Origin of the sequence: Enterobacter sp. 03-F-07-AD-ECC, assembly GCF_047530935.1 — a bacterium.
Taxonomy (GTDB): Bacteria; Pseudomonadota; Gammaproteobacteria; order Enterobacterales; family Enterobacteriaceae; genus Enterobacter; species Enterobacter cloacae.
In genome coordinates this window covers 87,294-113,038 of record NZ_JBLKBZ010000003.1, presented here as the reverse complement: position 1 = coordinate 113,038, position 25,745 = coordinate 87,294, and the positions used below count along the sequence as shown (strand labels likewise).

24 protein-coding genes are annotated in these 25,745 nt (G+C 55.9%); 13 read left to right on the top strand and 11 right to left on the bottom strand.

Annotated features, from left to right (window positions below):
* Positions 1–51: 51 nt before the first annotated feature.
* The 4 genes from ACMWKA_RS05655 to ftsP all read left to right on the top strand — a co-directional run bounded on the left by ACMWKA_RS05655 (position 52) and on the right by ftsP (position 5,204).
* Positions 52–453 (top strand): YgiW/YdeI family stress tolerance OB fold protein, encoded by a 402-nt coding sequence (locus ACMWKA_RS05655; RefSeq protein ID WP_020689494.1) that lies wholly within the window; start codon positions 52–54, stop codon positions 451–453.
* 118 nt (positions 454–571) lie between these two features.
* The gene (gene parC / locus ACMWKA_RS05650; RefSeq protein WP_020689495.1) at positions 572–2,830 is read left to right on the top strand and encodes a DNA topoisomerase IV subunit A; all 2,259 of its coding nucleotides are present in this window, start codon (positions 572–574) and stop codon (positions 2,828–2,830) included.
* Positions 2,831–2,994: 164 nt separating this feature from the next.
* Entirely contained in the window at positions 2,995–3,732 is a 738-nt protein-coding gene (plsC, locus tag ACMWKA_RS05645; RefSeq protein ID WP_013098722.1) for a 1-acylglycerol-3-phosphate O-acyltransferase, read from the top strand.
* Positions 3,733–3,791: 59 nt separating this feature from the next.
* Positions 3,792–5,204 carry a cell division protein FtsP gene (gene ftsP / locus ACMWKA_RS05640; RefSeq protein ID WP_013098721.1) on the top strand — a complete coding sequence of 471 codons (1,413 nt, stop codon included), beginning with the start codon at positions 3,792–3,794 and terminating at the stop codon, positions 5,202–5,204.
* Between the two features lie 30 nt (positions 5,205–5,234).
* Here ftsP and ACMWKA_RS05635 read toward each other — a convergent pair whose 3' ends face one another.
* On the bottom strand, positions 5,235–6,710 hold the full coding sequence (locus ACMWKA_RS05635; RefSeq protein ID WP_013098720.1) for a TrkH family potassium uptake protein: 1,476 nt from the start codon (positions 6,708–6,710) through the stop codon (positions 5,235–5,237).
* A 200-nt stretch (positions 6,711–6,910) separates the two neighbouring features.
* On the opposite strand from ACMWKA_RS05635, the gene ACMWKA_RS05630 reads away from it, so the two are divergent.
* The gene (locus ACMWKA_RS05630; RefSeq protein ID WP_038420579.1) at positions 6,911–9,085 is read left to right on the top strand and encodes a YgiQ family radical SAM protein; all 2,175 of its coding nucleotides are present in this window, start codon (positions 6,911–6,913) and stop codon (positions 9,083–9,085) included.
* A gap of 85 nt (positions 9,086–9,170) precedes the next feature.
* On the opposite strand, the gene dkgA is transcribed toward ACMWKA_RS05630, so the two are convergent.
* Together dkgA and yqhD are read right to left on the bottom strand one after the other, a co-directional pair.
* Entirely contained in the window at positions 9,171–9,998 is an 828-nt protein-coding gene (gene dkgA, locus ACMWKA_RS05625) for a 2,5-didehydrogluconate reductase DkgA (RefSeq protein ID WP_013098717.1), read from the bottom strand.
* A 105-nt stretch (positions 9,999–10,103) separates the two neighbouring features.
* Positions 10,104–11,267: an alcohol dehydrogenase gene (yqhD, locus tag ACMWKA_RS05620; RefSeq protein ID WP_114519273.1), complete on the bottom strand. Its 1,164-nt coding sequence runs from the start codon at positions 11,265–11,267 to the stop codon at positions 10,104–10,106.
* A gap of 195 nt (positions 11,268–11,462) precedes the next feature.
* Here yqhD and ACMWKA_RS05615 point away from each other — a divergent pair, with 195 nt between their 5' ends.
* Complete coding sequence (locus tag ACMWKA_RS05615; protein WP_023619917.1) at positions 11,463–12,362, top strand: AraC family transcriptional regulator; 900 nt, start codon at positions 11,463–11,465, stop codon at positions 12,360–12,362.
* Between the two features lie 45 nt (positions 12,363–12,407).
* On the opposite strand, the gene yghB is transcribed toward ACMWKA_RS05615, so the two are convergent.
* Together yghB and metC are read right to left on the bottom strand one after the other, a co-directional pair.
* Positions 12,408–13,067, bottom strand: coding sequence for a DedA family general envelope maintenance protein YghB (gene yghB / locus ACMWKA_RS05610; protein WP_013098714.1), 660 nt, complete (start codon positions 13,065–13,067; stop codon positions 12,408–12,410).
* A 142-nt stretch (positions 13,068–13,209) separates the two neighbouring features.
* Positions 13,210–14,397, bottom strand: a complete 1,188-nt coding sequence (metC, locus tag ACMWKA_RS05605) for a cystathionine beta-lyase (protein WP_013098713.1) — start codon at positions 14,395–14,397, stop codon at positions 13,210–13,212.
* A 251-nt stretch (positions 14,398–14,648) separates the two neighbouring features.
* Here metC and exbB point away from each other — a divergent pair, with 251 nt between their 5' ends.
* A complete protein-coding gene (gene exbB, locus ACMWKA_RS05600) occupies positions 14,649–15,380 on the top strand; it encodes a tol-pal system-associated acyl-CoA thioesterase (protein ID WP_013098712.1) in 732 nt (243 codons plus the stop codon).
* 6 nt (positions 15,381–15,386) lie between these two features.
* Complete coding sequence (gene exbD / locus ACMWKA_RS05595; protein WP_335278922.1) at positions 15,387–15,812, top strand: TonB system transport protein ExbD; 426 nt, start codon at positions 15,387–15,389, stop codon at positions 15,810–15,812.
* 42 nt (positions 15,813–15,854) lie between these two features.
* Here the strand turns inward: exbD and ACMWKA_RS05590 are convergent, their stop codons facing one another.
* Entirely contained in the window at positions 15,855–16,304 is a 450-nt protein-coding gene (locus ACMWKA_RS05590; protein WP_108454118.1) for a cytoplasmic protein, read from the bottom strand.
* A gap of 1 nt (position 16,305) precedes the next feature.
* Entirely contained in the window at positions 16,306–16,710 is a 405-nt protein-coding gene (locus ACMWKA_RS05585; protein ID WP_040021754.1) for a hypothetical protein, read from the bottom strand.
* Positions 16,711–16,814: 104 nt separating this feature from the next.
* Between ACMWKA_RS05585 and ACMWKA_RS05580 the strand changes: the two genes are divergently transcribed.
* Both ACMWKA_RS05580 and ACMWKA_RS05575 read left to right on the top strand, forming a co-directional pair.
* A complete protein-coding gene (locus tag ACMWKA_RS05580; protein ID WP_013098708.1) occupies positions 16,815–17,318 on the top strand; it encodes an ESA_00282 family adhesion-associated protein in 504 nt (167 codons plus the stop codon).
* 72 nt (positions 17,319–17,390) lie between these two features.
* Entirely contained in the window at positions 17,391–17,879 is a 489-nt protein-coding gene (locus ACMWKA_RS05575) for a TIGR00645 family protein (RefSeq protein WP_013098707.1), read from the top strand.
* A gap of 48 nt (positions 17,880–17,927) precedes the next feature.
* On the opposite strand, the gene ACMWKA_RS05570 is transcribed toward ACMWKA_RS05575, so the two are convergent.
* A complete protein-coding gene (locus ACMWKA_RS05570; RefSeq protein ID WP_023622102.1) occupies positions 17,928–18,968 on the bottom strand; it encodes an aldo/keto reductase in 1,041 nt (346 codons plus the stop codon).
* A gap of 246 nt (positions 18,969–19,214) precedes the next feature.
* Between ACMWKA_RS05570 and ACMWKA_RS05565 the strand changes: the two genes are divergently transcribed.
* A complete protein-coding gene (locus ACMWKA_RS05565) occupies positions 19,215–20,762 on the top strand; it encodes a methyl-accepting chemotaxis protein (RefSeq protein WP_020689507.1) in 1,548 nt (515 codons plus the stop codon).
* A gap of 328 nt (positions 20,763–21,090) precedes the next feature.
* Entirely contained in the window at positions 21,091–21,729 is a 639-nt protein-coding gene (locus tag ACMWKA_RS05560; RefSeq protein ID WP_224787910.1) for a DUF4225 domain-containing protein, read from the top strand.
* On the opposite strand, the gene ACMWKA_RS05555 is transcribed toward ACMWKA_RS05560, so the two are convergent.
* From ACMWKA_RS05555 to yghU, 3 genes are all read right to left on the bottom strand, one after another.
* Complete coding sequence (locus ACMWKA_RS05555; RefSeq protein ID WP_038420575.1) at positions 21,707–22,030, bottom strand: hypothetical protein; 324 nt, start codon at positions 22,028–22,030, stop codon at positions 21,707–21,709. The two genes, ACMWKA_RS05560 and ACMWKA_RS05555, sit on opposite strands and share 23 nt — an antisense overlap.
* 272 nt (positions 22,031–22,302) lie before the next feature.
* Positions 22,303–22,635: a glycine zipper domain-containing protein gene (locus ACMWKA_RS05550; protein WP_013098702.1), complete on the bottom strand. Its 333-nt coding sequence runs from the start codon at positions 22,633–22,635 to the stop codon at positions 22,303–22,305.
* 160 nt (positions 22,636–22,795) lie between these two features.
* Positions 22,796–23,665 carry a glutathione-dependent disulfide-bond oxidoreductase gene (gene yghU, locus ACMWKA_RS05545; RefSeq protein ID WP_013098701.1) on the bottom strand — a complete coding sequence of 290 codons (870 nt, stop codon included), beginning with the start codon at positions 23,663–23,665 and terminating at the stop codon, positions 22,796–22,798.
* Positions 23,666–23,848: 183 nt separating this feature from the next.
* Between yghU and gss the strand changes: the two genes are divergently transcribed.
* Complete coding sequence (gene gss / locus ACMWKA_RS05540) at positions 23,849–25,711, top strand: bifunctional glutathionylspermidine amidase/synthase (RefSeq protein WP_280596576.1); 1,863 nt, start codon at positions 23,849–23,851, stop codon at positions 25,709–25,711.
* Positions 25,712–25,745 lie beyond the last annotated feature (34 nt).

Sequence of the window (25,745 nt, the reverse complement as noted above, 5' to 3'; positions counted from 1 at the left end):
GGATTACCCTGTTTAATGGATTGCGACACCACATTAAAGGGAGAGATGAATATGAAAAAATTCGCTGCAATGGCTGCTATCATGATGATGACCACCGCACCGGTCTTCGCTGCTCAGGGCGGTTTTACGGGCCCATCAGCTACCCAACCCCAGACTCAGACGCAGGCAGGCGGTTTTGTTGATAACAACGCCAACCTGACAACGGCCGCGAAAGTCAAAGACCTGAAGGACGACGCCTGGGTGAAGCTGCGCGGGAACATCACCGAACGCCTGTCCGATGACCGCTACACCTTCCGCGACGAGACCGGCACGGTGGTGGTTGAGATTGATCATAAGCGCTGGAACGGTGTGACCGTGTCCCCGCAAGATAAAGTCGAGCTGCAGGGTAAGGTCGATAAAGACTGGAACGAATTTGAAATCGACGTGAAGCAGGTTATCAAGCTGACGAAATAACCCAGAAAGGGCCGCTTATCCGGCCCTTTTTCTTTGTGACTCAACTCGCCAGATAGGGTAGTATCTGCGGCAATATTGCCTGAAACCCATCGGTTTCTGAGTTGAGGAATCACACGTAATGAGCGATATGGCAGAGCGCCTCGCGCTACATGAATTCACGGAAAACGCCTACCTGAACTACTCCATGTACGTCATCATGGACAGGGCATTGCCGTTTATCGGGGATGGCCTGAAGCCCGTTCAGCGTCGCATCGTCTATGCGATGTCCGAGCTGGGGCTGAACGCCACCGCCAAGTTCAAGAAATCCGCCCGTACCGTCGGTGACGTACTGGGTAAATACCATCCGCACGGCGACAGCGCCTGCTATGAAGCGATGGTGCTGATGGCCCAGCCGTTCTCTTATCGTTACCCGCTGGTGGACGGTCAGGGGAACTGGGGGGCACCGGACGATCCGAAATCCTTCGCGGCGATGCGTTATACCGAATCCCGCCTGTCTAAATATGCCGAAGTGCTGCTGGGCGAACTCGGCCAGGGGACGGTGGACTGGGTGCCAAACTTCGACGGCACGCTGCAGGAGCCGAAAATGCTGCCTGCGCGTCTGCCGAATATCCTGCTCAACGGCACCACCGGTATCGCGGTCGGTATGGCGACGGACATCCCGCCACACAACCTGCGTGAAGTGGCGAAAGCCGCCATCACCCTGATTGAACAGCCGAAAACCTCGCTGGACGAGCTGCTGGATATCGTTCAGGGGCCGGACTTCCCGACCGAAGCTGAGATCATCACCTCGCGTGCGGAAATCCGCAAAATCTACCAGAACGGCCGTGGCTCCGTGCGCATGCGCGCGGTGTGGACCAAAGAGGACGGCGCCGTGGTGATCACCGCGCTGCCGCATCAGGTCTCTGGTGCCAAGGTGCTGGAGCAGATCGCCTCCCAGATGCGCAATAAAAAGCTGCCAATGGTGGACGACCTTCGCGATGAATCCGACCACGAGAACCCAACCCGACTGGTGATCGTGCCGCGCTCTAACCGCGTGGACATGGAGCAGGTGATGAACCACCTGTTCGCCACCACCGACCTGGAAAAAAGCTACCGCATCAACCTGAACATGATCGGTCTGGACGGACGCCCGGCGGTGAAAAACCTGCTGGAGATCCTCTCCGAATGGCTGACCTTCCGTCGCGATACGGTGCGCCGTCGTCTGAACCACCGTCTGGAGAAAGTGCTTAAGCGCCTGCATATCCTCGAAGGTTTGCTGGTGGCGTTCCTCAATATTGATGAAGTCATTGAGATCATCCGTACCGAGGATGAGCCGAAGCCCGCGTTAATGTCGCGCTTTGGTATCAGTGAAACCCAGGCCGAAGCGATCCTCGAACTGAAGCTGCGCCATCTCGCTAAGCTGGAAGAGATGAAGATCCGCGGTGAGCAGAACGAGCTGGAAAAAGAGCGCGATCAGCTGCAGGCGATCCTCGCGTCCGAACGCAAAATGAACACCCTGCTGAAGAAAGAGTTGCAGGCCGATGCCGATGCCTTCGGCGACGACCGCCGTTCTCCGCTGCATGAGCGCGAAGAAGCGAAGGCGATGAACGAGCATGACATGCAGCCTTCAGAGCCGGTCACCATCGTCCTGTCCCAGAGCGGCTGGGTGCGTAGCGCCAAAGGCCATGATATCGACGCGCCGGGGCTGAGCTACAAAGCGGGCGACAGCTTCAAGGCGGCCGTGAAAGGCAAGAGCAACCAGCCGGTGGCGTTTATTGACTCCACGGGCCGGAGTTACGCCATCGATCCGATCACGCTGCCTTCCGCGCGCGGTCAGGGCGAACCGCTGACCGGCAAGCTGACGCTGCCGCCGGGGGCGACGGTTGACCACATGCTGATGGAAGCCGACGACCAGAAACTGCTGTTGGCCTCTGATGCGGGTTACGGCTTTATCTGTACCTTTAACGATCTCGTGTCACGTAACCGTGCCGGTAAAGCCATGATCAGCCTGCCGGATAACGCACACGTTATGCCGCCGCTGGTGGTTGAGAACGAGAGCGACATGCTGCTGGCCATCACGTCTGCCGGGCGCATGCTGATGTTCCCGGTCAGCGACCTGCCGGAGTTGTCAAAAGGGAAGGGCAATAAGATCATCAACATCCCGTCGGCGGAAGCCGCGAAAGGTGAAGATGGCCTGGCGCATCTCTTCATTCTGCCGCCGCAGAGCACGCTGACCATTCATGTCGGCAAGCGTAAAATCAAGCTGCGTCCGGAAGAGTTGCAGAAGGTGGTGGGCGAGCGCGGACGCCGCGGTTCGCTGATGCGCGGCCTGCAGCGTATCGACCGCGTGGAGATCGATTCTCCTGCACGCAGCAGCGCGGGCGACAGCGAAGAGTAACGCGTTTCGATCCCCCTCTGTTCCGGAGGGGGATATCCAATAAAATTTCCCGTAAAACCGTTGTTAATTCGTGCGTTGCGATTAACAATACGCGCTCGTAATAAAGTCCTTACCTGGCCACAGGTGAAGTATAATTGTCAGCTGTCAGGGCTTCAGAGGTCGCTATGCTATACATTGTTCGTCTTATTCTTACCGTTATCTACTGCATTCTGGTCTGTGTTTTCGGCTGCATCTATTGCCTGTTCAGCCCGCGTAACCCGAAGCATGTCGCCACCTTCGGCCACATGTTTGGTCGTCTTGCACCGCTGTTTGGCCTGAAGGTTGAAAAGCGTCTGCCGGAAGGGGCGGAGAATTTCGGTAACGCCATCTATATCGCAAACCATCAAAATAATTACGATATGGTGACTGCCTCTAACATCGTGCTGCCGCCGACCGTGACGGTGGGTAAGAAGAGCCTGCTGTGGATCCCCTTTTTCGGCCAGCTCTACTGGCTGACGGGCAACCTGCTGATTGACCGTAATAACCGCGCAAAAGCGCACGGTACCATTGCGGAAGTGGTGAACCACTTCAAAAAGCGCCGCATTTCTATCTGGATGTTCCCGGAAGGCACGCGCAGCCGCGGTCGCGGTCTGCTGCCGTTTAAAACCGGGGCGTTTCATGCCGCAATTGCGGCGGGCGTTCCAATTATTCCCGTGTGTGTTTCCAATACATCGAATAAGATTAATCTTAACCGCCTGAATAACGGGCTGGTGATTGTCGAGATGCTGCCGCCGGTTGATACCAGCAAATACGGTAAAGATCAGGTCCGCGAGCTGGCAGCGCACTGCCGTGAACTGATGGTTCAGCATATTGCTCAGCTCGACAAAGAAGTCGCAGAGAGAGAAGCCGCCGGGAAGATCTAATCCGGCGTTAAAAGGGAAAACGAATTCCCGCGTTGTTAGTCGTTTCAGATGGAGCTTATATGTCACTCAGTCGGCGTCAGTTTATTCAGGCTTCAGGGATCGCCCTTTGTGCGGGTGCGATGCCGCTGACAGCCAGCGCCGCCGGGCAGCAACAGCCGCTGCCCATTCCGCCGTTGATTGAATCCCGTCGCGGGCAGCCGCTATTCCTGACGCTACAGCGAAGCCACTGGTCGTTTACCCAGGGAACCCGCGCGCCGGTCTGGGGCATTAACGGGCGCTACCTTGGGCCGACCATCCGCGTGTGGAATGGCGATGACGTGAAGCTCATCTACAGCAACCGCACGCCTGAAAATGTGGCGATGACCATCAGCGGATTGCAGGTTCCCGGCCCGTTGATTGGCGGGGCCGCGCGCATGATGTCGCCTAACGCCGACTGGGCTCCCGTACTGCCGATCCGTCAGAGCGCGGCGACGCTGTGGTATCACGCTAATACCCCTAACCGTACTGCCCAGCAGGTTTATAACGGCCTGGCCGGGATGTGGCTGATAGAAGACGAGGTCAGTAAATCTCTGCCCATTCCAAACCACTACGGCGTGGATGATTTCCCGGTCATTATCCAGGACAAGCGTCTGGATAACTTTGGCACACCGGAATACAGCGAGCCGGGCAGCGGTGGCTTTGTTGGCGACACGCTGCTGGTCAACGGCGCGCAAAGTCCGTATGTCGAAGTCTCGCGCGGCTGGGTTCGCCTGCGTCTGCTGAACGCCTCTAACTCGCGCCGCTATCTGTTGCAGATGAGCGATGGCCGCCCACTGCACGTGATCTCTGGCGACCAGGGCTTTTTACCCGCGCCGGTGTCCGTTAAACAGCTGGCGCTTGCCCCGGGTGAACGCCGTGAAATCCTCGTGGATATGACCAACGGCGATGAAGTCTCGGTGACCTGCGGCGAAGCGGCGAGCATTGTGGATCGCATTCGTGGCTTCTTTGAGCCGTCGAGCATTCTGGTCTCCACGCTGGTGCTGACCCTGCGCCCAACCGGCCTGCTGCCGCTGGTGACCGACAGCCTGCCTATGCGCCTGCTGCCGCAGGAGATCATGAGCGGTTCGCCGGTGCGCAGCCGTGATATCAGCCTCGGCGACGATCCGGGCATCAACGGCGCGCTGTGGGACGTTAACCGTATCGACATTACCGCCCAGCAGGGCACCTGGGAGCGCTGGACCGTTCGCTCCGACATGCCGCAGTCGTTCCATATTGAAGGTGTGTCATTCCTGATCCGCAACGTGAACGGCGCGATGCCATTCCCGGAAGACAGGGGATGGAAAGACACCGTCTGGGTGGATGGTCAGGTTGAACTGCTTGTCTACTACGGCCAGCCTTCCTGGCCGCACTTCCCGTTCCTGTTCCACAGCCAGACGCTGGAGATGATGGACAGGGGCTCCGTAGGGCAAATGCTGGTTAACCCGGCGCCGTAAGCACAGCATTCCCGGTGCGCCGGGAATGCGTTATGCCCGCCAGAAAAAGCGCGAGCACAGGATCAACACCGGATAAATTTCCAGACGTCCTAAGATCATCGCCGCGCACATCAACAGCTTGGCTTCTTCCTTTAACGTCCCGAAGGTTGATGCCGTTTCGCCAAAGCCCAGCCCCATATTGTTGATACAGGCAGCCACCGTCGCAAATGATGTAAACAGGTCATAGCCCATCAGATTGAGCGCCCAGACGAAAAAGCCTGTGATCATCACGTAGAGAAAGAAGAAGCTCCATACTGAACGCAGGACGCGCTCATTCACCACGCTGTTGCCAACCTTGATGGTCAGCAGCGCCCGCGGATGCGCCAGCTGATTCATCTCCTGGATACTCTGCTTGAACATCATCAGAAAACGCAGGGCCTTAATCCCACCGCAGGTCGAACCCACGCAGCCACCAAAGAAGCTGGCGCTCAGCAGCAGGAATATGGTGTGGGCAGGCCAGTGGGCGTAATCGGCCGTTGAAAGGCCGTTATCGGTCATCATTGAGCTTGCCAGGAAGAAGGCGTGCACCAGGCTGTCGAGAGGGTTATACATTCCCGCGTGCCAGACCTGCCAGGCGGTAATGGCGATAAGCACCGCGGCAGCGGCCAGAAAGAATCTCACCTCCGGGCTGCGGCGAATCGGCTTCAGCGTGCGTCTGACAAGGGCGACATACCAGAGGGTAAAGTTAAACGCCGAAAGCAGCGAAAAGGTGCCGGCGACAAGCTCAATCGCGTGGCTGTCATAAAAACCGATGCTCTCGCTGCGGGTTGAAAAGCCGCCCAGGGATACGGTGGAGAGCCCGTGACAAACGGCATCAAAAAAGGGCATCCCCGCCAGCCAGTACGCCAGCGTGCAGGTTATCCCCAGCGCCAGATAGGTGACCCACAGGGTGCGTGCGGTATCGGCGAGCCGGGGCGTCAGACGCTCCTCTTTAAACGGGCCGGGCATTTCCGACTGGTACAGTTTCATGCCACCGATGCCCAGCAGCGGCAGGACCGCGACGGCCAGCACGATGACGCCCAGCCCGCCAATGAAATTGAGCTGCGCGCGATAATAGAGGTACGATTTGGGCAGGGCGCTGACGTCGCCGATCACCGTTGCGCCCGTGGTGGTGATCCCGGAAACGCCTTCAAAAAGTGCGTCAGCAAAGGAGAGTTGCAGGCCATCGTCCATCCAGAGCGGCATGGCGCTGATTAATGAGAACAGCAGCCAGAACAGGACGATAATCACGAATCCGTCGCGGGTGCGTAGCTGTATACCGGCGTGACGGGTTGCCCGCCAGGCCAGGCCGCCGAGGCTGAAAAAGGTCAAAAAGGTGGTCAAAAAAGCAAAATAGGTTCGCTCTTTATTCAGCAGAGCGATAACCATCGGCGGCAGCATAGACAGGCTGTACAGAAGAACCAGAAACCCGCAGAGATGAAGCACAACCCGCAGCTGGGAGACATGTAACGAATCGTTGAACTTCACAACAGAACTCCGCGCAAGAACCTGTTCCGGGGGAAAATCACCGGAAGTTAGAGTGAATATTATGAGCCAAAATAATCAGGGCGCTGTATTTTAACGACTTCTGTGAATATCTGTCTGCCTCTTGCATCCTTTTCTTCAAATCTGGCGGATGAACAGCGTATAATCCGGCTCCTTTTGTCTATTTTTTCTTCGGAAGCATTATGAGCGCAATTTCCCTGATCCAGCCGGATCGTGACCTTTTCTCGTGGCCCCAGTACTGGGCGGCCTGCTTTGGACCGGCGCCGTTCCTGCCGATGTCCCGGGAAGAGATGGACCAACTGGGCTGGGATAGCTGCGATATCATTCTGGTCACGGGCGATGCCTACGTTGACCACCCGAGCTTCGGTATGGCCATCTGCGGCCGCATGCTTGAAGCGCAGGGCTTCCGCGTGGGGATCATCTCCCAGCCAGACTGGAACAGCAAAGACGACTTTATGCGTCTGGGTAAACCGAACCTGTTCTTCGGCGTGACCGCCGGCAACATGGACTCGATGATCAACCGCTATACCGCCGACCGTAAGTTGCGCCATGACGATGCGTACACGCCGGATAACGTGGCGGGCAAACGCCCTGACCGCGCCACGCTGGTCTACACCCAGCGCTGTAAAGAAGCCTGGAAAGATGTGCCGGTGATCCTGGGCGGCATCGAGGCGAGCCTGCGTCGTACCGCGCACTATGATTACTGGTCTGATACCGTGCGCCGCTCGGTGCTGGTGGACTCCAAAGCCGACATGCTGATTTACGGTAACGGCGAGCGTCCACTGGTAGAAGTGGCGCACCGTCTGTCGCAGGGCGAGCCGGTGAGCAGCATCCGCGACGTGCGCAACACCGCCATCATGGTGAAAGAAGCGCTGCCGGGCTGGCGCGGGGTGGATTCCCGCATCATCGATATGCCGGGCAAAATCGATCCTATCCCGCACCCGTATGGCGAAGATCTGCCGTGCGCCGATAACAAACCGGTTGAGCCAAAGAAAGCGGAAGCGAAGGCTATCGTCGTGCAGCCGCCGCGCCCGAAACCGTGGGAAAAGACCTATGTGCTGCTGCCGTCCTACGAGAAGGTGAAAGCCGATAAGGTGCTCTACGCCCACGCGTCCCGTATTCTGCACCATGAAACCAACCCCGGCTGTGCGCGTGCGTTGATGCAGAAGCACGGCGAGCGTTTTATCTGGATCAACCCACCGGCGATCCCGCTCTCCACCGAAGAGATGGACAGCGTCTTTGCGCTGCCGTACAAACGCGTGCCGCACCCGGCGTACGGCAACGCCCGTATCCCGGCGTATGAGATGATCCGCTTCTCGATCAACATTATGCGCGGCTGCTTCGGCGGCTGTTCCTTCTGCTCCATTACCGAGCACGAGGGGCGCATTATTCAGAGCCGTTCTGAAGATTCGATCATCAACGAGATCGAAGCCATTCGCGATACCGTGCCTGGCTTTACCGGGGTGATCTCCGACCTCGGCGGCCCAACGGCCAATATGTACATGCTGCGCTGTAAATCGCCGCGCGCGGAGCAAACCTGCCGCCGTCTCTCCTGTGTCTATCCGAGCATTTGCGAACATATGGACACCAACCACGAGCCGACGATCAATCTCTATCGCCGCGCGCGTGATCTGAAGGGTATCAAGAAAATCCTGATTGCCTCCGGGGTACGTTACGACATCGCTGTGGAAGATCCGCGCTACATCAAAGAGCTGGCGACGCACCACGTCGGTGGCTATCTGAAGATTGCGCCGGAGCACACCGAAGAAGGCCCGCTGTCAAAAATGATGAAGCCGGGGATGGGCAGCTACGATCGCTTTAAACAGCTGTTCGATACCTACTCAAAGCAGGCAGGGAAAGAGCAGTACCTGATCCCGTACTTCATCTCCGCCCACCCGGGTACGCGCGATGAAGACATGGTGAACCTGGCGCTGTGGCTGAAACAGCGTCGCTTCCGTCTGGATCAGGTGCAAAACTTCTATCCGTCACCGCTCGCCAACTCCACAACCATGTACTACACCGGCAAAAACCCGCTGAGTAAAATTGGTTACAAGAGTGAAGACGTGGTGGTGCCGAAAGGGGATAAACAGCGTCGTCTGCACAAAGCGCTGCTGCGCTACCACGATCCGGCTAACTGGCCGCTGATCCGCCAGGCGCTGGAAGAGATGGGGAAAAAGCATCTGATTGGCTCGCGTCGCGACTGTCTGGTGCCGGCACCAACGCTGGATGAGATGCGCGAAGCGCGTCGTCAGAACCGCCATACGCGCCCGGCGCTGACCAAGCACACGCCGATTGTGCATCAGCGTTCGAACGGTAGCGCGGGAACGAAAAAGAATGTGAAACGTAAGAGCGGCTAGTCTCATTGCCCGGTGGCGCTTCGCTTACCGGGCCTACAACTCAGATCGTAGGCCGGGTAAGGCGCAGCCGCCACCCGGCTTTTTACTACCCGCCAAACTGATCCGGATCGGGCCCTAAACGCTTGCCCTGATCCAGTTTCGCAATCTCGCCCAGCTCATCTTTATCCAGGCGGAAATCCCAGACGTCGAAGTTCTCGGCGATGCGCGATGGCGTGACCGATTTCGGGATCACCACCAGGCCGTTGTCCAGATGCCAGCGAATGACAATCTGCGCCGGGGTTTTGCCATATTTATCCGCCAGATCGCGGATAATTTTCTGGTCGAACACCCCTTCACCGCCCTGAGCCAGCGGGCTCCAGGATTCGGTCTGGATTTTGTGCGTGGCGTTCCAGGCGTGAAGCTGGCGCTGCTGCATCAGCGGGTGCAGTTCAATCTGATTAATCACCGGTACAACGCCCGTTTCGTCAATCAGACGCTGCAGGTGATGAACCTGGAAGTTACAGACGCCGATGCTTTTCACCAGCCCCTCTTTTTGCAGTTCAATCATCCCTTTCCAGGCATCAACATAATGGTCGATAGCCGGAACCGGCCAGTGCATCAGATACAGATCGACGAAATCGAGCTGGAGTTTCTCCAGGCTCTCCTGCAGCGCTTCGCGTGGGCGCTTTTGGTCGTCGTTCCACAGTTTGGTGGTGATAAAAAGGTCGTCGCGGGACATACCGGCGCTGGCCAGTGCTTTCCCCACGCCGTCCTCGTTTTTGTAGGCGGCGGCGGTATCAATGGACCGATAGCCGACTTCCAGTGCTTTATGAATGGCGGAGACGACCTCGTCGTTACCGGCTTTCCATACACCTAGCCCCAACTGGGGCATCACGTTGCCGTCCTGCAGCTTGATTACGGTTTGGTTTGCCATTTTTCCTCCTTCAGGTGCGCATCGCCGGAGGGGGACTCCGGCGATGGGGTGTGCATTAAGTCTGGACGAAATGTCAAAAAACGAAAGGCAGGATGCCAAAAACGCTTAGCGCGCCGCCTCGTAGATACGACGGCTAACGTCCAGCGTAATGTCGCCGTGTTCGCCCAGCTGAGTCATGCCGTGTTCTTCAAGTTTAGCCAGCAGGGCAGGGATAGAGCTGCCATCCAGACCATAGCCGGACAGACGCGTCGGCACGCCCAGGCCTTCAAAGAAGTTGCGGGTCGCTTCGATTGCCGCATCGATACGCGCGTCGTCAGAACCTTCGGTGATGTTCCAGACGCGTTCCGCGTACTGCAGCAGTTTGGCGCGTTTGGTATCACGTTTTTCGTTCCACAGGGCCGGCAGAACCACCGCCAGCGTCTGGGCGTGATCCAGACCGTGCATCGCCGTCAGTTCATGGCCCAGCATGTGGGTTGCCCAGTCCTGCGGCACGCCTGCGCCAATCAGGCCGTTCAGCGCCTGCGTTGCAGCCCACATCACATTGGCACGCACGTCGTAGTTTTCTGGCTCTTTCAGCGCCTTCGGACCCTCTTCGACCAGCGTCAGCAGAATGCCTTCCGCAAAACGATCCTGAATTTTGGCATCCACCGGATAAGTCACGTACTGCTCAACGGTGTGAACAAAGGCGTCGACCACGCCGTTCGCGACCTGACGCGCGGGCAGGGTGTAGGTGTACACCGGATCGAGGATCGCGAATACGGGCTGAACGTGCTCGTTCATAAAGGCCTGTTTGTCTCCGGTGGTTTTACGGGAGATCACCGCGCCTTTGTTGGATTCAGAACCGGTAGCAGGCAGGGTCAGCACGGAGCCCATCGGGATCGCGCTTTTAATGTCGCTGCCGCGGGTTTCCAGGATATGCCATGGGTCGATACCGTCGGCGTAGTGTGCTGCCGCGGCGATGAACTTCGTGCCGTCCAGCACGGAACCCCCGCCGACAGCCAGCAGGAAGGTGATGTTTTCTTCGCGGGCGATTTTCACCGCGTTCATCAGCGTTTCATAAGAAGGGTTTGGCTCGATACCGCCAAACTCGCGCACGTCCAGACCTTCCAGTGCGCTGTAAACATGATCCAGCACGCCGGTTTTTTTCACGCTGCCGCCACCGTAGGTGATCAGCACGCGGGCGTCAGCGGGGATCTGTGCACGCAGATCGGCGATAGCGCCTTTACCAAACAGGATGCGGGTTGGGGTGTGGAGATTAAAATTATTCATGGCTCGTTCCCTATCGTGGGTGAAAAATCGTGGCGGCGCGGATGGCTACCTGATGCTGCACATTGTGGCTGCCCGGGGATATCCTCTCAATGCACATTCCTGCCGATGTCTTGCCCATTTCTACAGAGCACTGGAGAAACGTCAGGAAAATACGCAGACTGTGAGGGTCGCAAACCGTACCCGGAGTAACGCTAAATGAACCGTGAAGCCATCTGTCTTCAGCTCACTTCGCAGATTAAGAGACTGATTGATAAGCAAAATAACCCAGGCGAACTGCTGCCGGATATTCGCCTGCTCTACGGGACGCAGCCGGGAACGCGGACGCCGGTGATGTATCAGCCGGGCATCGTTTTTCTCTTTTCCGGCCATAAAATTGGTTATATCAATGAACGCGTGTTCCGTTATGACACCAATGAATATCTGCTGCTGACAGTACCTTTACCCTTCGAATGTGAAACCTTCGCGACAGAGGAGGTACCGCTGGCGGGGATCCGCGTAAATGTCGATATTCTTCAGCTTCAGGAGCTGCTGATGGACATTGGCGAAGACGAGCTTTTCCAGCCGTCGATGGCGGCGAGCGGCATTAACTCAGCCACGCTGTCAGAGGAGATCCTCTGTGCCATTGAGCGTCTGCTGGACGTGATGGAGAGACCGCTGGATGCGCGTATTCTGGGTAAGCAAATCATCCGCGAAATTCTCTATCATGTGCTGCTGGGGCCGGGGGGCGGGGCACTACTGGCGCTGGTCAGTCGGCAGACCCACTTCAGCCTGATAAGCCGCGTACTCAAGCGCATCGAAAGCCAGTACACGGAAAACCTCAGTGTTGACCAGCTGGCGGCGGAAGCGAACATGAGCGTCTCGGCGTTTCACCACAACTTTAAGTCAGTGACCAGCACCTCGCCGCTGCAATACCTTAAAACCTACCGTCTGCATAAGGCGCGGATGCTGATGATCCACGACGGCATGAAGGCCAGCGCGGCGGCGATGCGGGTCGGATATGAGAGTGCGTCGCAGTTTAGTCGGGAGTTTAAGCGCTACTTCGGCGTCACGCCGGGGGAAGATGCGTCACGCATCCGAACCATGCAGGGAGTCTGACGGCAAACGTAGGCCGGGTAAGCGATAGCGCCACCCGGCTTTTATTTATGCACTGCAGTACTTCTTCTTAATCACCACCGCAATCGTTCCCACCAGTCCAGCCACCAGCAGGAACATCGGCAGCACCATCAGGAAGGTCATTACCTGGTCTTCATGGTGCTTCACAAACGGGATCATGTTCAGCGCGTAGCCGAGGGTAGTAACGACACCCACCCATAACAACGCGCTCAGCCAGTTAAAGAACTGGAAGCGGCGGTTCGACAGGCCGGAAATGCCTGCCATGGTGGGCAGCAAGGTGCGAACAAAGGCCAGAAAACGCCCGGCCAGCAAGGCCAGCAGGCCATGCCTGTCAAACATGCAGGTCGCACGCTGATGATATTTATGCGGTAGCTGCGCCAGCCAGCCCTTCACGACGCGCGTGTTACCGAGCCAGCGGCCCTGCAGATAGCTCAGCCAGCAGCCCAGGCTTGCCGCGGAGGTGAGGATCACCATGGTCGGCGCGAAGTCCATGACACCTTTACCGATTAACGCCCCCGCAAGCAAAAGGAGGCTATCACCGGGTAAAAATGAGGCTGGCAGTAATCCATTTTCCAGAAACAGGGTCGCGAACATCACGAAATAGACGATACCTACAACGTGAGGATCGGTCAGTGCGGCGAAGTCGTGTTGCCAGAGCGCCGCGATAATATCTTGAATAACAGCCATGGACTTTCCTGTGGAACAACAGATATAGCACTATTGTACTCCCTTATTTGCCCGATGGGGTTGATCGCGGGCGCAACTAATGCAGACTTTTCTGGTGGCGGTGTCCACAAAAGCATCCATGGAGTACATGTTTGCCAGCACTCTACACGATACGCGCAAACCCTGCTGCTAAATCGGCAATTAAATCGTCCGCGTTTTCTAAACCGATATGCAGGCGAATCAGGGTGCCGCTGAAGTCCACTTCACCGCCAGGGCGCAGGGCCGCAATCTGCTCCGGCTGATTAGGCAGGATCAGGGATTCAAACCCGCCCCAGGAGTAGGCCATGCTGAAGAGGGTAAAATTATCCAGATAGCTTGCCAGCTCGTCATTATTCAGCCGTTTTTTTAGAACGAATGAGAACAAACCGCTGCTGCCCGTAAAGTCTCGTTGCCAGAATTCATGCCCTTTACTGCCCGGCAGTGCCGGATGGTTGACGCGCTCAACCTGCGGGTGCTGCGCCAGCCACTCAGCTATCTTCAGGCTGCTTTCGTGATGCTGACGCAGGCGCACCCCCAGCGTGCGGATGCCTCGGCTGGTCATGTAGGCGGTATCGGCATCGACCATCTGCCCCATCAGGTAGGCATTTTCCCGCAGCTGATCCCAGCAGCGGGCGTTAGAAACGGCCGTGCCGATCATCCCGTCTGAGTGGCCAATCAGATATTTGGTCGCCGCCTGAATGGAGATATCAATGTCGAATTCCAGCGCTTTAAACAGCACGCCCGCCGCCCAGGTGTTGTCGATCATGATAATCGCCTCTGGCGCTTTGCTGCGCACGGCTTTCACAATGGCCGGCACGTCGTGTACTTCCATGGTGATCGAACCCGGAGATTCCAGGAACACAATGCGCGTGTTGGGCTGAATAAGCTCTGCGATGCCTTCGCCAATCAGCGGATCGAACCAGCCCGTGGTTACGCCGAGTCGGGAGAGGATTTTGGTGCAGAAATCCTGGCTCGGTTCATAGGCGGTGTTGGTCATCAGAATATGGTCGCCCTGTTCCACGAACGCCAGAATGGTGTTGGCGACTGCCGCCGCACCGCACGGAAACAGCGCGCAGCCTGCGCCGCCTTCCAGCTCGCACATGGCTTCCTGCAGTGAGAAATGGGTTAGCGTGCCACGACGTCCGTAAAACAGCCCGCCTTTGGCGCGGTTACGCGTGGCGATTTTTTTGTCCTCTACGGTATCAAACACCAGCGAGGAGGCCCGTTGGATCACGCTGTTCACCGAACCCTGAGTATATTTCTTGCTGCGCCCGGCCTGTACCAGCGTGGTATCAAGATGCTTCTTGGTCATGTTCGCTAACCCTGTTTTTATACGTCTGGACGTCCAGACTACCACGAATGTGAAAATCTGCACCCGGATGCTTATCGAATAAGCAGAAAATATTAGCAAAAAACCGCATAAGAAATTTTTACTGCGTAAGCGCAAGGAATATGAGCGAAAATTGCGGCACTATGTAAATAGTAATGAGAACGACTATCAATTCGACGATGTTTTGATATTATTACGTTCAGATTTTGTGATTTGCGTCCTGGAGATACAGAGTGGGTAATAATTTGATGCAGACGGATCTCTCCGTTTGGGGCATGTATCATCATGCTGACATCGTGGTTAAGATTGTGATGATCGGCCTGATTCTGGCGTCCGTGATCACGTGGGCTATCTTCTTTGGCAAGAGCGCCGAGCTGATTTCTCAGAAGCGCCGCCTCAAGCGTGAGCAACAGCAGCTGGCTGAAGCCCGCTCTCTGGATCAGGCATCTGACATGACCTCATCCTTCCACGCGAAAAGCCTGACCACCCTGTTAGTTAACGAAGCGCAAAACGAGCTGGAACTCTCCGCAGGCAGTGAAGATAACGAAGGTATTAAAGAACGTACCGGCTTCCGTCTGGAGCGTCGCGTCGCCGCCGTGGGCCGTCATATGGGCCGGGGCAATGGATATCTGGCGACCATCGGGGCCATCTCGCCATTCGTGGGTCTGTTCGGTACGGTCTGGGGCATCATGAACAGCTTTATCGGGATTGCGCAAACCCAAACGACGAACCTGGCGGTAGTTGCACCGGGTATCGCCGAAGCGCTGCTGGCGACCGCTATCGGTCTGGTTGCGGCGATCCCTGCGGTGGTTATCTATAACGTCTTCGCGCGCATGATTGGCAGCTATAAAGCCACCCTCGGTGACGTCGCCGCGCAGGTTCTGCTGCTGCAAAGCCGCGATCTTGATCTGAATGCCAGTGCCGCTAAACCGGTGCACGCGGCGTCCAAACTGCGCGTAGGTTAATGAATTATGGCAATGCGTCTTAATGAAAATCTGGACGATAACGGCGAAATGCATGAAATCAACGTGACGCCGTTTATCGACGTTATGCTGGTTCTGCTGATTATCTTCATGGTTGCTGCGCCGCTGGCGACGGTCGACGTGAAGGTAAACCTGCCGGCCTCGTCCAGCCAGCCGCAGCCGCGCCCGGAAAAGCCCATCTATCTGTCGGTGAAAGCAGATAAATCGATGTTCCTTGGGAACGACCCGGTGACGGCTGACTCTGTCATCCCGGCGCTGGATCTGCTCACTGGCGGTAAGAAAGACACGACGGTCTTCTTCCGTGCGGATAAAACCGTTGATTACGAGACCATGATGAAGGTCATGGATACGCTGCATCAGGCGGGTTATCTGAAGATTGGGCTGGTCGGCGAAGAGAAAGCGGCCGCGAAATAACGAAGAAGCTGGCGAAAGCCGGCTTTTTTTATGCCTGTCGGGTTATTCGTGTTTGTTATCCGTCGACGCGGGAGAGAGGGTTGCCAGCGCGTCCTCGTCAAGCGCGACGCTGGTGACGTTTGAGGTACGATACTCGCCGTCGGACAGTTTGCGCGTCAGGCGCAGGGTCGCGGTTTCTCTGGCCAGCAGATACTGATAATTGGCCTCCAGACGCCCCAGAAGCTTCTCTTTCAGCTCGGGCCGTTGTTCGATGATGGCATTCATCACGGCGCCGTAAATCTCTTCCTTGACCTGTAAGGGATAAATCTCGCGGCGGTTCTGCCATTTCAGGCGCACCAGCGTCGCCGGAATGGAAACCAGATCCTGGGTAATACGCGTCATCTCGGCGTTTTTGGTGTTACGCAAAGCCTCGAGATTTTGCTTTAAGATAAATTCGTCACTTTTTTTCTCATCTAAAGTCAAATAGACATCGTTATCTTTAACGTCTTTCACATTAATCTTCCCCCAGGTTATAAAAAATAGGGTTGTTTTTTTCTCGCGTAATTAGATTAAGCCAAATTTCATTGCCCGCTTCATTTATTTCTTTGGTCTTTTCGGACATTATTTGACTTAGTTTCTGGGCATCTATTTCGCCTTCTGCCTGCAGGTCATTCAACAGGTGGACCAAGGCTTCAATTTTGATGGCGCGAAATAAGCGGTCCTTTATATGACGATCGTGCTCTTCCAGCAACATATTACGTGATTTGCCGCTACGGGAAACACCAATTAATATGTCTGGTTCAAAATCAGCGAGCTTTCTTTTTCCCTGAGTGAAATTAGCCTCTTTTTCTGCTTCCGTCGGTTGCTGTTCCACAGGCGTGATGTGGTACTTAGCCGGGACGAGATAGTCGGGCAACATTTTTTAATTTCCTTTAATTTCAACAAGGTGGGGAAGATAAAGGCGTGAGATTCGTTGACAATATCATGAGGCAATTTTAAAATCAAAAAAAATGGAGCCAACCCATGAACAGCATCTTTTTTACGGTCATTACATTACTATTACTGACCGCTGGTGTTCTTTTATTGATGCAGGAGTTCAATAAAACGAAAGAGTCGAAAGACACCAGTGAAACCCCACAGCCTGAACTGATGACTAAAGAGGAAGGTGAAGACCATTTCTCTGTTTTGATGAACTCGGTGACGCCGGTTTGGTACTGGCGGGTGAACCATGAATATATCGACTTTTTGCACGCGACAATAAAGCGGATGAAAATGTCGGAAATTAATGACACGCCGGGCCTGTTTGAAGCGCAGCGTCGCTGCAGTGACCTGAATTCAGCGGTCTATAAATATTACGACAATATCAAAAAGCGCTGTCTGAATGGTGAGAAGGTCTCGTATTCCGATTTAGACGTATTAAACCTGCGTCAGTGCTTTCGCGAGTTCAGCCTGGAAGCCTATCCGGAGCTGGTGGTGCTGGTCTGGCCGGAGTATGCGCGCCCTGAGGTGGATCCTGACAACGTGTAATGGTTAGTTGTTGCAAACAGTTAGCGCCGTTGCGATATACTGAGTGCTGGTTTCGTTTGCAGACAGGACTTTATGGAACGCTTCTTTGAAAACGCTATGTACGCCTCGCGCTGGATACTGGCACCCGTCTATTTTGGCCTTTCGCTGGCGCTGATTGCGCTCACGATTAAGTTCTTCCAGGAAATCTTGCATGTTCTGCCGAACATCTTTTCCATTGCCGAAGCAGATTTGATTCTGGTTCTGCTGTCACTGGTGGATATGACGCTGGTGGGGGGCTTACTGGTGATGGTGATGTTCTCTGGCTATGAGAATTTTGTCTCCCAGCTTGATATCGACGCGCGTAAAGAAAAGCTGAGCTGGCTGGGCAAAATGGATGCCACGTCGCTGAAGAATAAAGTGGCCGCCTCGATTGTGGCGATCTCCTCCATCCACCTGTTACGCGTGTTCATGGACGCAAAGAATGTCCCGGACAACAAACTGATGTGGTATGTCATTATCCATCTCACGTTTGTGCTTTCGGCGTTTGTGATGGGGTATCTGGATAAGATCAGCAAGAAGTAATTTCCTTCTTAACCACCCTCTCCCTGTGGGAGAGGGCAACAGACCGCACTATTTATCCGACGACGCCTGCCACAGATTCAACTCTCCATCCGCAACATGCTTATCAATGCGTATCAGCTCCTCTTCGCTAAAGCGCAGGTTTTTCAGCGCCTGAACGTTCTCTTCCAGCTGTTCCGGGCGGCTCGCGCCAATCAGCACGGACGTTACGCGCTCATCTTTCAGCAGCCAGCTTAGCGCCATCTGCGCCATTGTCTGACCACGTGCCTGTGCCATCTCATTGAGCAAGCGCAGACTGTTCAGATTGGCTTCGGTCAGCATCTTCTGCGTCAGCCCGCGCACTTTATTCCCCTCGCGCTGCATCCGCGAACCTTCAGGAATACCGTTGAGGTATTTTCCGGTCAGCAACCCCTGCGCCAGTGGGGTAAACGCAATACAGCCGGTACCGTTTTGCTTTAGCGTCTCCAGCAGGCCGGTTTTATCCACCCAGCGGTTAAGCAGGTTGTACGACGGCTGATGGATGAGCAGTGGAATTTTCCATTCGCGAAGCAGGTCAGCCATTTTCTGCGTGCGCGCCGTTGAATAGGACGAAATTCCGACATACAGCGCTTTACCGCTCTGCACCGCATGGGCCAGCGCGGCAGCGGTCTCTTCCATCGGCGTGTTCTCGTCCACGCGATGGGAATAGAAAATATCCACATATTCCAGACCCATACGCTTCAGGCTCTGGTCGAGGCTGGCGAGCAGATATTTGCGCGAGCCGCCCGAGCCATATGGTCCCGGCCACATGTCGTAACCCGCTTTGGTGGAGATAATCAGCTCGTCGCGACAGGCGGCAAAATCCTCCCGCAGCAGGCGACCAAAGTTCTCTTCCGCGCTCCCCGCAGGCGGGCCGTAGTTATTGGCAAGATCGAAATGGGTGATACCGAGGTCGAAGGCTTTACGCAGTAGCGCACGCTGGGTGTCGAGCGGCTGAACGTGGCCGAAGCTATGCCACAGGCCAAGCGACAGCGCAGGCAGGCGCAGCCCGCTTTTGCCACAGTAGCGGTACTGCATATTTTCATAACGGCCGGGGTTAGGGTGCCAGGACATGATGTCTCCTTTCTTATCGATGAATTTTCGAAACAGCGTTTTCATTCTTTGATTATCAAACCATAAATCTGCTCGTGAAGCGATGTCGCGGCGGGAAAGGCCTCTAAGCGTTAATCGGTGCTGTGGTACCTGTGAAGCCACGCTAACGAAAAATAGTTACAAAAGGTTATAATTTCCGCGGTTCCTGCCGATAACGAGAGTAGTACTCGCCTCTGGGCGAACTCACCCTCACGGCAAGGAACACTTATGAACATGCTCCGTAATTTCACGATCCGTTTCGTCATGCTGACGATCCTGGGGATCTTTTGTTTAATGTGGGCAGGCGTTGGACTCTACAGCACCTGGTCCCTCTCTCGCGTTTCGGATGGCAATGAAGTCGATCGCCAGCTGGTGAAACAGATGACCATACTCAGCCAGGGCAACGATCAGTATTTCCGCTTTGTCACCCGACTGAGCCGCGCGATGGAAGTCAAAGCCGCTGGCGGTACGCCGGATCTGGCCTCCGCCCAGCAGGCGCTGGATAACATGGGCAAAAAACTGGCCGAGATGAAAGCGATCTCTCCGGGGCCGATGGATGAACAGGTCTCCTCCCGGGTGATCGGCACCTGGCAGGCGCTGCTCGAGCAGGGCGTTACGCCACAAATGCAGCAGGCGAAGCTGGGTGCGCTGGATGGTTATCGCCAGCAGGCTAATAACGTCACGCCACAGCTGAGCCGTGCGTTTGGTGCAGCCGCTGAGGAGTTCAATAACGCCGCTGCGAAGGCCCTCGACAGTACCCGCGTAGTGGTGGATGGCCTGACCAGCATGACCCGCACGGTGATTATTGCCGCCACCGTGATTGGTCTGCTGATCCTGCTCTTTAGCGACCGTTACCTGGTGGCGATGCTGGTGAAACCGCTGGACCGAATTCGTCAGCAGTTCCGCCAGATTGCGCAGGGCGATCTCAGCCAGCCCATTGAACCGTTTGGTCGTAACTGTGTGGGGCAACTGGTGCCGTTGCTGAGTGCCATGCAGGACAGCCTGCGCGAGGCGGTCAGCACGATCCGCGCGGGCAGTGAAAATATCTGGCGCGGGGCGACCGAGATCTCCAGCGGTAACAACGATCTCTCCTCCCGTACCGAAGAGCAGGCTGCCGCGCTGGAAGAGACGGCGGCCAGCATGGAGCAACTCACTGCCACCGTGAAGCTGAACGCCGAAAGCGCACGTCAGGCAAGCCAGCTGGCGGATGTGGCATCGACCACGGCCAGCCGCGGTGGCTCGCTGGTGGAGGAGGTGGTGACCACCATGAGCGGTATTTCCGACAGCTCGAAGAAAATTGCTGAAATCACCACCGTGATAAACAGTATCGCCTTCCAGACCAATATCCTGGCGCTCAACGCAGCAGTGGAAGCGGCGCGAGCGGGTGAGCAAGGCCGTGGCTTTGCCGTGGTGGCAGGTGAGGTGCGTAATCTGGCCAGCCGCAGCGCCAACGCGGCGAAAGAGATTGAAGGTCTGATTGCCGATTCCGTCGCTCGCGTCGAGCAGGGGGCTCAACTGGTGAACGACACGGGGACCACCATGGAAGCGATTCTGCGCGATGTAACGGAAGTGACCACCATCATGAAGCAGATTGCGTCAGCCTCTGAGGAGCAAAGCAAAGGCATTTCCCAGGTCGGGGTTGCCATTACGCAGATGGACGGTGTGACCCAGCAAAACGCCTCGCTGGTGGAGCAGGTCTCCGCCGCGGCAGCGGCACTTGAGCGGCAGACCGAAGAGCTTCAGCGTTCGGTGCAGAAGTTCCGCCTCACGGCATAACATGTAAAGGCCGCCTCGTGCGGCCTTTCACCGGATTGTTCTCAGGAATGTGGTGGCAAGTTTTCACTCAGTGGGCGACGGACAGGGGAATTTCAACGCTATTATTTGTTGTCAAAAATCGTTTCGGGAATATGCTTTCAAAAACCGATAAGCGAGGCAATAAATGGACACGTTGCTTTTACCCGGCCAGAACCCCCGTGCCTGGGCAGAAACTATGATCAACCTGGAGGCCAGGAAACTGGTTAATACGGCCAATACGGTAGCGGCTATGCATCTTCAGGATGGTTTTATCCGGATTCAGTTTGTAGATGAGATCAGGGCATTCATCATGGCTCAATTTGAGGCCGCACGCCGGGCAAAAACGGATGATGACTGTATGGCCTGTCTGCAGGCATTGCGTGCTGAGAATACCAGTCTGCTTGAACAGTCCCGTGCTCTTAAAACCGGCTATGCAAAACTCTATGCCGAGGTGAAGGTTGTCCGGGACGAGAACAAAATTGTGGGCTACATCATCTCGGCTGTTGACGTGGTGGTAGCAGGGGCGGCTATCTTTGGCGGGATCGTCATGATGTCCTCCATGACGCCGGTGGGCGTGGTGGCCGGTGCCGTGATTGTTGTTAACGGGCTTAACACTATTTCACGTGAGGCCGCACACAACCTCCTCGGTGATAAGCAAACGGAGGGAATTTTCGCTGACGGCTCGATGGAGGTCGCAGAATTCCTGGGCTTCAGCCGGCAGCAAGGGCTGGGGACCTATAAGGCTGTCACGCTCTTCAGTGAAGTCTACGGCGCGTATGGTCTGAGGCTGAAACCCGAAGCACAACGGCTGTGGTACTGGACCAGGCCCGATTTCTTCAGGAAAGTATCCGATACGCCACGTCCCGCGATGGCGCTTAAAATTGCGGGATGGGGTGTTAAAGCCAAAGTGGCGCTTGATTTACTGACTATCGAGCCTGCCGGGAAATAGTCTTTTGCAGGCGGAATGCTTTCCAGCCCAGAACTGGTGGAAAGGTCACCCAGGCGATGATCAGGACAACAAGGGAACTCATGCCCCCGGAAAGAATGTGTGTCCGGCTGCCGATGATAAGGGTGACCAGCATAACCAGAACCAGCGCGACCGTGACCCATACCGAAACCCGGAAGCGCCGTGAGAGCGCATCGATGAGATGCTGCATTGTGCCTCCGGCTGCTGTGAGTCGGCCCTGTAAATTGTCTACTTCGCTTTTGCTGAAACCCGCCTCAAGCAGGTCTTTCTCACTGATAGCCATCACGTCCTCCCTAATCAGGCGAAAGTATACTGTATCAGACCAATAATCCCCAGGTGACCAGCGTAAGCAAAATAAAAGAAATTACGGAGAATGGACGCTGAAAACTTACCGAAGAAAGTTCAGTACATAAGGAAACCGCAAGCAGGGGGCTACCCGTAACGATTGCGGCAATACTTCCTGTTTCTCAATCGGAACCGAGAGAATATAAAAACCCAGCGTAATAGCTGGGTTTCTTTATCATATCGGTTTGAAATGCAGACCTACGGCGTTTATCAGTGCGTCGCTTCACCAATCAGCGCGCCTGAACCCGCACCCACAGCGGCACCTTTCAGTACGCTGTTGCCCGTTACGGCAGCGGCACCTGCACCAACAACAGCGCCTACGGCACCGCCTTTACGCGCGGCTTTACCTTTGTCACCGTTTTTGAACATCGCACCCGTGCCTGCACCCACGACCGCGCCGCCTACGGTGGATTTCAGATCTTTACCTGTGGCCGCCCCAATCGCCGCGCCTGCTACCGCACCGGCGGCGGTTTTATCCATCGCCATTCCTGAGGTAGAAAAAAGAAGGATGCTGATCACCAGCGCTGTATTGATTGATTTCATAACAAATCCTTTGTGACTGCTGTCGGTTGAAACGTCGCTTCTCGCCGTCTGACTGGAGAAAAACGTCCGCATAGTGCCAGTAATACCGGCCCAACCCTTAAGCTAATCATGCCCTGGACAAGGATTTGCCTGGCCGGGCGGTTACCCGCCCGGCATTGCATCACGCCTGACGCTTATCTTCGGTTTTGGTCTCGAAGTCGCTCGCCGCGTGGCGTTCGTGGAGTTGCTCGTTAAGCTCACCGTTGGTGCGGTTCACAATCCGTCCTCGCTTCACGGCAGGGCGGTTCGCTACGTCTTTTGCCCAGCGCTGGACGTTGGTGTACTTCTCTGCGTCCAGGAACTCGGCGGCGTTGTAGACGCTGCCCAGCGCCACGCAGCCAAACCACGGCCAGACCGCCATATCGGCGATGGTGTATTCTTCACCCGCCACGTAACGGCCGCGGGCGAGCTGTTTATCCAGTACGTCGAACAGGCGCTTGGCTTCCATCGTGAAGCGGTCAATCGCGTACTCGATCTTCACCGGCGCATAGTTGTAGAAATGGCCGAAACCGCCACCGAGGAACGGGGCCGCGCCCTGCAGCCAGAACAGCCAGTTCAGGGTTTCCGTGCGGCCAGCCGGATCTTTTGGCAGGAAATGCCCGAACTTCTCTGCCAGATAGAGCAGGATGTTTCCGGATTCAAATACGCGCGTTGGCGGGGTGGTGGAGTGGTCACGAAGCGCCGGTATTTTCGAGTTCGGGTTCACCTCAACAAAGCCACTGGAGAACTGATCGCCTTCACCGATGCGGATCAGCCACGCGTCGTACTCCGCGCCCGTTACGCCCAGCGCCAGCAGCTCTTCGAGCATGATCGTCACTTTCTGGCCGTTCGGCGTGCCCAGGGAGTAAAGCTGCAGCGGGTGCGAACCGACGGGCAGATCTTTCTCATGTGTGGCACCAGAAACAGGACGGTTGATGTTGGCGAACGCCCCGCCGCCGTTCTTTTTCCATTCCCACACTTTGGGTGGCTGATAGGTATTTTCGTCTGACATGTTGGCCTGCCTTTTTTGTGATGTGTTGAGGCAGTGTAGCAGGAGATGAATAGACCGTTTAACGAACTGAGCGCAAAGGTCAGGGGAGGTGTATGATAACCCTACCTCTGTCAGGTTAATTACAACGTGCAGACGACGACAACCCTTCCAAAAATTGCCGCCTGCCTGTTTTAGGTTGGATACATGCGTAAAGGAAAGTTAAGCAGTGATGCGCCATTCGGGACGTTGTTAGGCTATGCGCCCGGTGGCGTGGCGATTTACTCTTCAAATTACGGCAGTCTGGACCCGCGTAAGTACCCGCAAGACGCGGATTTCCGCAGCTATATCGGCAACGAATACATGGGCCACAAGTGGCAGTGTGTGGAATTCGCCCGCCGTTTCCTGTTCCTCAATTATGGCTTCGTGTTTACCGATGTCGGGATGGCGTGGGAGATCTTCTCCCTGCGTTTTTTGCGCCAGGTGGTGAACGATAATATTCTGCCGTTACAGGCTTTTGCCAACGGCTCGAAACGCGCGCCGCAGGCCGGGGCGCTGCTCATCTGGCAAAAGGGCGGCGAGTTCCATGAAACCGGCCATGTCGCAATAATCACCCAGCTTTTAGATGGTAAGGTCCGCATTGCCGAGCAGAATGTAATTCACTCCCCGCTTCCGCTCGGACAGCAGTGGACCCGTGAGCTGCGCATGACCGTTGAGAACGACTGTTACACGCTTCATGACACCTTCAGCGATACCGAAATCCTTGGCTGGATGATCCAGACGGACGACACGGAGCACAGCATTCCCCAGCCCGAACCTGACGGCGAACTGCTGAAAATCAGCGGTGCGCGGTTGAAGAATAAACGTCAATACGACGGAAAATGGCTCAACGAAAATGACGCCCTGCAGCAGGCCTACATACGTGCCAACGGCCACGTTATTAATAACGATCCCTGCCACTATTTCACGATTACCGAAAGCGCCGAGCAGGAGTTGATTAAAGCGACCAATGAACTGCATCTGATGTACCTGCATGCCACCGACAAAGTGCTGAAAGATGATAACTTACTGGCGCTTTTCGATATCCCCAAAATCCTCTGGCCGCGCCTGCGTCTCTCCTGGCAGTGGCGTCGCCACCATATGATCACCGGTCGTATGGATTTCTGTATGGATGAGCGCGGCATTAAGGTTTACGAGTACAACGCCGATTCCGCCTCCTGCCACACCGAGGGCGGCTTAATTCTGGAAGAGTGGGTCAAAAACGGTTATCGCGGCAATGGGCACAACCCGGCAGAAGGTCTGCTGGAGGAGCTGACCGGCGCGTGGAAACACAGCCATGCGCGTCCGTTCGTGCACATCATGCAGGACAACGATGTCGAAGAGGATTATCACGCGCTCTTCATTCAGCGCTCGCTGCTGCAGGCCGGGTTTGACACCAAAATTCTGCACGGTCTGGGCGCGCTGAGCTGGGATGCTGCCGGGCAGTTAATCGACGATGAAGGTCGTCATGTCAACTGCGTGTGGAAAACCTGGGCGTGGGAAACGGCAATCGAGCAGATCCGCGAGGTCAGCGAAACCGAATACGCTGCCGTGCCGATCCGCACCGGCCACCCGGCAGGCGAGGTGCGGCTGATTGACGTCCTGCTGCGCCCGGAAGTGCTGGTGTTTGAACCGCTGTGGACGGTGATCCCAGGCAATAAGGCGATCCTGCCGGTGCTGTGGCAGCTATTCCCGAACCACCGCTACCTGCTCGATACCGATTTTGAGGTTAACGCGCTGCTGAAGCAGACCGGTTATGCCGTCAAACCCATTGCCGGCCGTTGCGGCAGTAATATCGATCTGATCAGCGCCCAGGATGAACTGCTGGATAAATCCAGCGGCAAGTTTGTCGATCGCAAGAATATCTATCAGCAACTGTGGTGTTTGCCGAAGGTGGACGGCAAATATATTCAGGTCTGTACCTTTACCGTGGGCGGGAATTACGGCGGAACCTGCCTGCGTGGGGATGAAACGCTGGTGGTGAAAAAAGAGAGCGATATTGAACCGCTGATTGTGGTGAAGGATAAGTAACCGGGTAGAATCTGCATCCGCAGAGAGAACCTGC

Bases quoted from the DNA above. Each gene is read 5' to 3' on its own strand.
- ACMWKA_RS05655 (WP_020689494.1), top strand. From the start codon at position 52: ATGAAAAAATTCGCTGCAATGGCTGCTATCATGATGATGACCACCGCA.
- parC (WP_020689495.1), top strand. From the start codon at position 572: ATGAGCGATATGGCAGAGCGCCTCGCGCTACATGAATTCACGGAAAAC.
- plsC (WP_013098722.1), top strand. From the start codon at position 2,995: ATGCTATACATTGTTCGTCTTATTCTTACCGTTATCTACTGCATTCTG.
- ftsP (WP_013098721.1), top strand. From the start codon at position 3,792: ATGTCACTCAGTCGGCGTCAGTTTATTCAGGCTTCAGGGATCGCCCTT.
- ACMWKA_RS05630 (WP_038420579.1), top strand. From the start codon at position 6,911: ATGAGCGCAATTTCCCTGATCCAGCCGGATCGTGACCTTTTCTCGTGG.
- dkgA (WP_013098717.1), bottom strand. From the start codon at position 9,998: ATGGCAAACCAAACCGTAATCAAGCTGCAGGACGGCAACGTGATGCCC.
- yqhD (WP_114519273.1), bottom strand. From the start codon at position 11,267: ATGAATAATTTTAATCTCCACACCCCAACCCGCATCCTGTTTGGTAAA.
- ACMWKA_RS05615 (WP_023619917.1), top strand. From the start codon at position 11,463: ATGAACCGTGAAGCCATCTGTCTTCAGCTCACTTCGCAGATTAAGAGA.
- yghB (WP_013098714.1), bottom strand. From the start codon at position 13,067: ATGGCTGTTATTCAAGATATTATCGCGGCGCTCTGGCAACACGACTTC.
- metC (WP_013098713.1), bottom strand. From the start codon at position 14,397: ATGACCAAGAAGCATCTTGATACCACGCTGGTACAGGCCGGGCGCAGC.
- exbD (WP_335278922.1), top strand. From the start codon at position 15,387: ATGGCAATGCGTCTTAATGAAAATCTGGACGATAACGGCGAAATGCAT.
- ACMWKA_RS05585 (WP_040021754.1), bottom strand. From the start codon at position 16,710: ATGTTGCCCGACTATCTCGTCCCGGCTAAGTACCACATCACGCCTGTG.
- ACMWKA_RS05580 (WP_013098708.1), top strand. From the start codon at position 16,815: ATGAACAGCATCTTTTTTACGGTCATTACATTACTATTACTGACCGCT.
- ACMWKA_RS05575 (WP_013098707.1), top strand. From the start codon at position 17,391: ATGGAACGCTTCTTTGAAAACGCTATGTACGCCTCGCGCTGGATACTG.
- ACMWKA_RS05570 (WP_023622102.1), bottom strand. From the start codon at position 18,968: ATGTCCTGGCACCCTAACCCCGGCCGTTATGAAAATATGCAGTACCGC.
- ACMWKA_RS05565 (WP_020689507.1), top strand. From the start codon at position 19,215: ATGAACATGCTCCGTAATTTCACGATCCGTTTCGTCATGCTGACGATC.
- ACMWKA_RS05560 (WP_224787910.1), top strand. From the start codon at position 21,091: ATGGCTCAATTTGAGGCCGCACGCCGGGCAAAAACGGATGATGACTGT.
- ACMWKA_RS05555 (WP_038420575.1), bottom strand. From the start codon at position 22,030: ATGGCTATCAGTGAGAAAGACCTGCTTGAGGCGGGTTTCAGCAAAAGC.
- ACMWKA_RS05550 (WP_013098702.1), bottom strand. From the start codon at position 22,635: ATGAAATCAATCAATACAGCGCTGGTGATCAGCATCCTTCTTTTTTCT.
- yghU (WP_013098701.1), bottom strand. From the start codon at position 23,665: ATGTCAGACGAAAATACCTATCAGCCACCCAAAGTGTGGGAATGGAAA.
- gss (WP_280596576.1), top strand. From the start codon at position 23,849: ATGCGTAAAGGAAAGTTAAGCAGTGATGCGCCATTCGGGACGTTGTTA.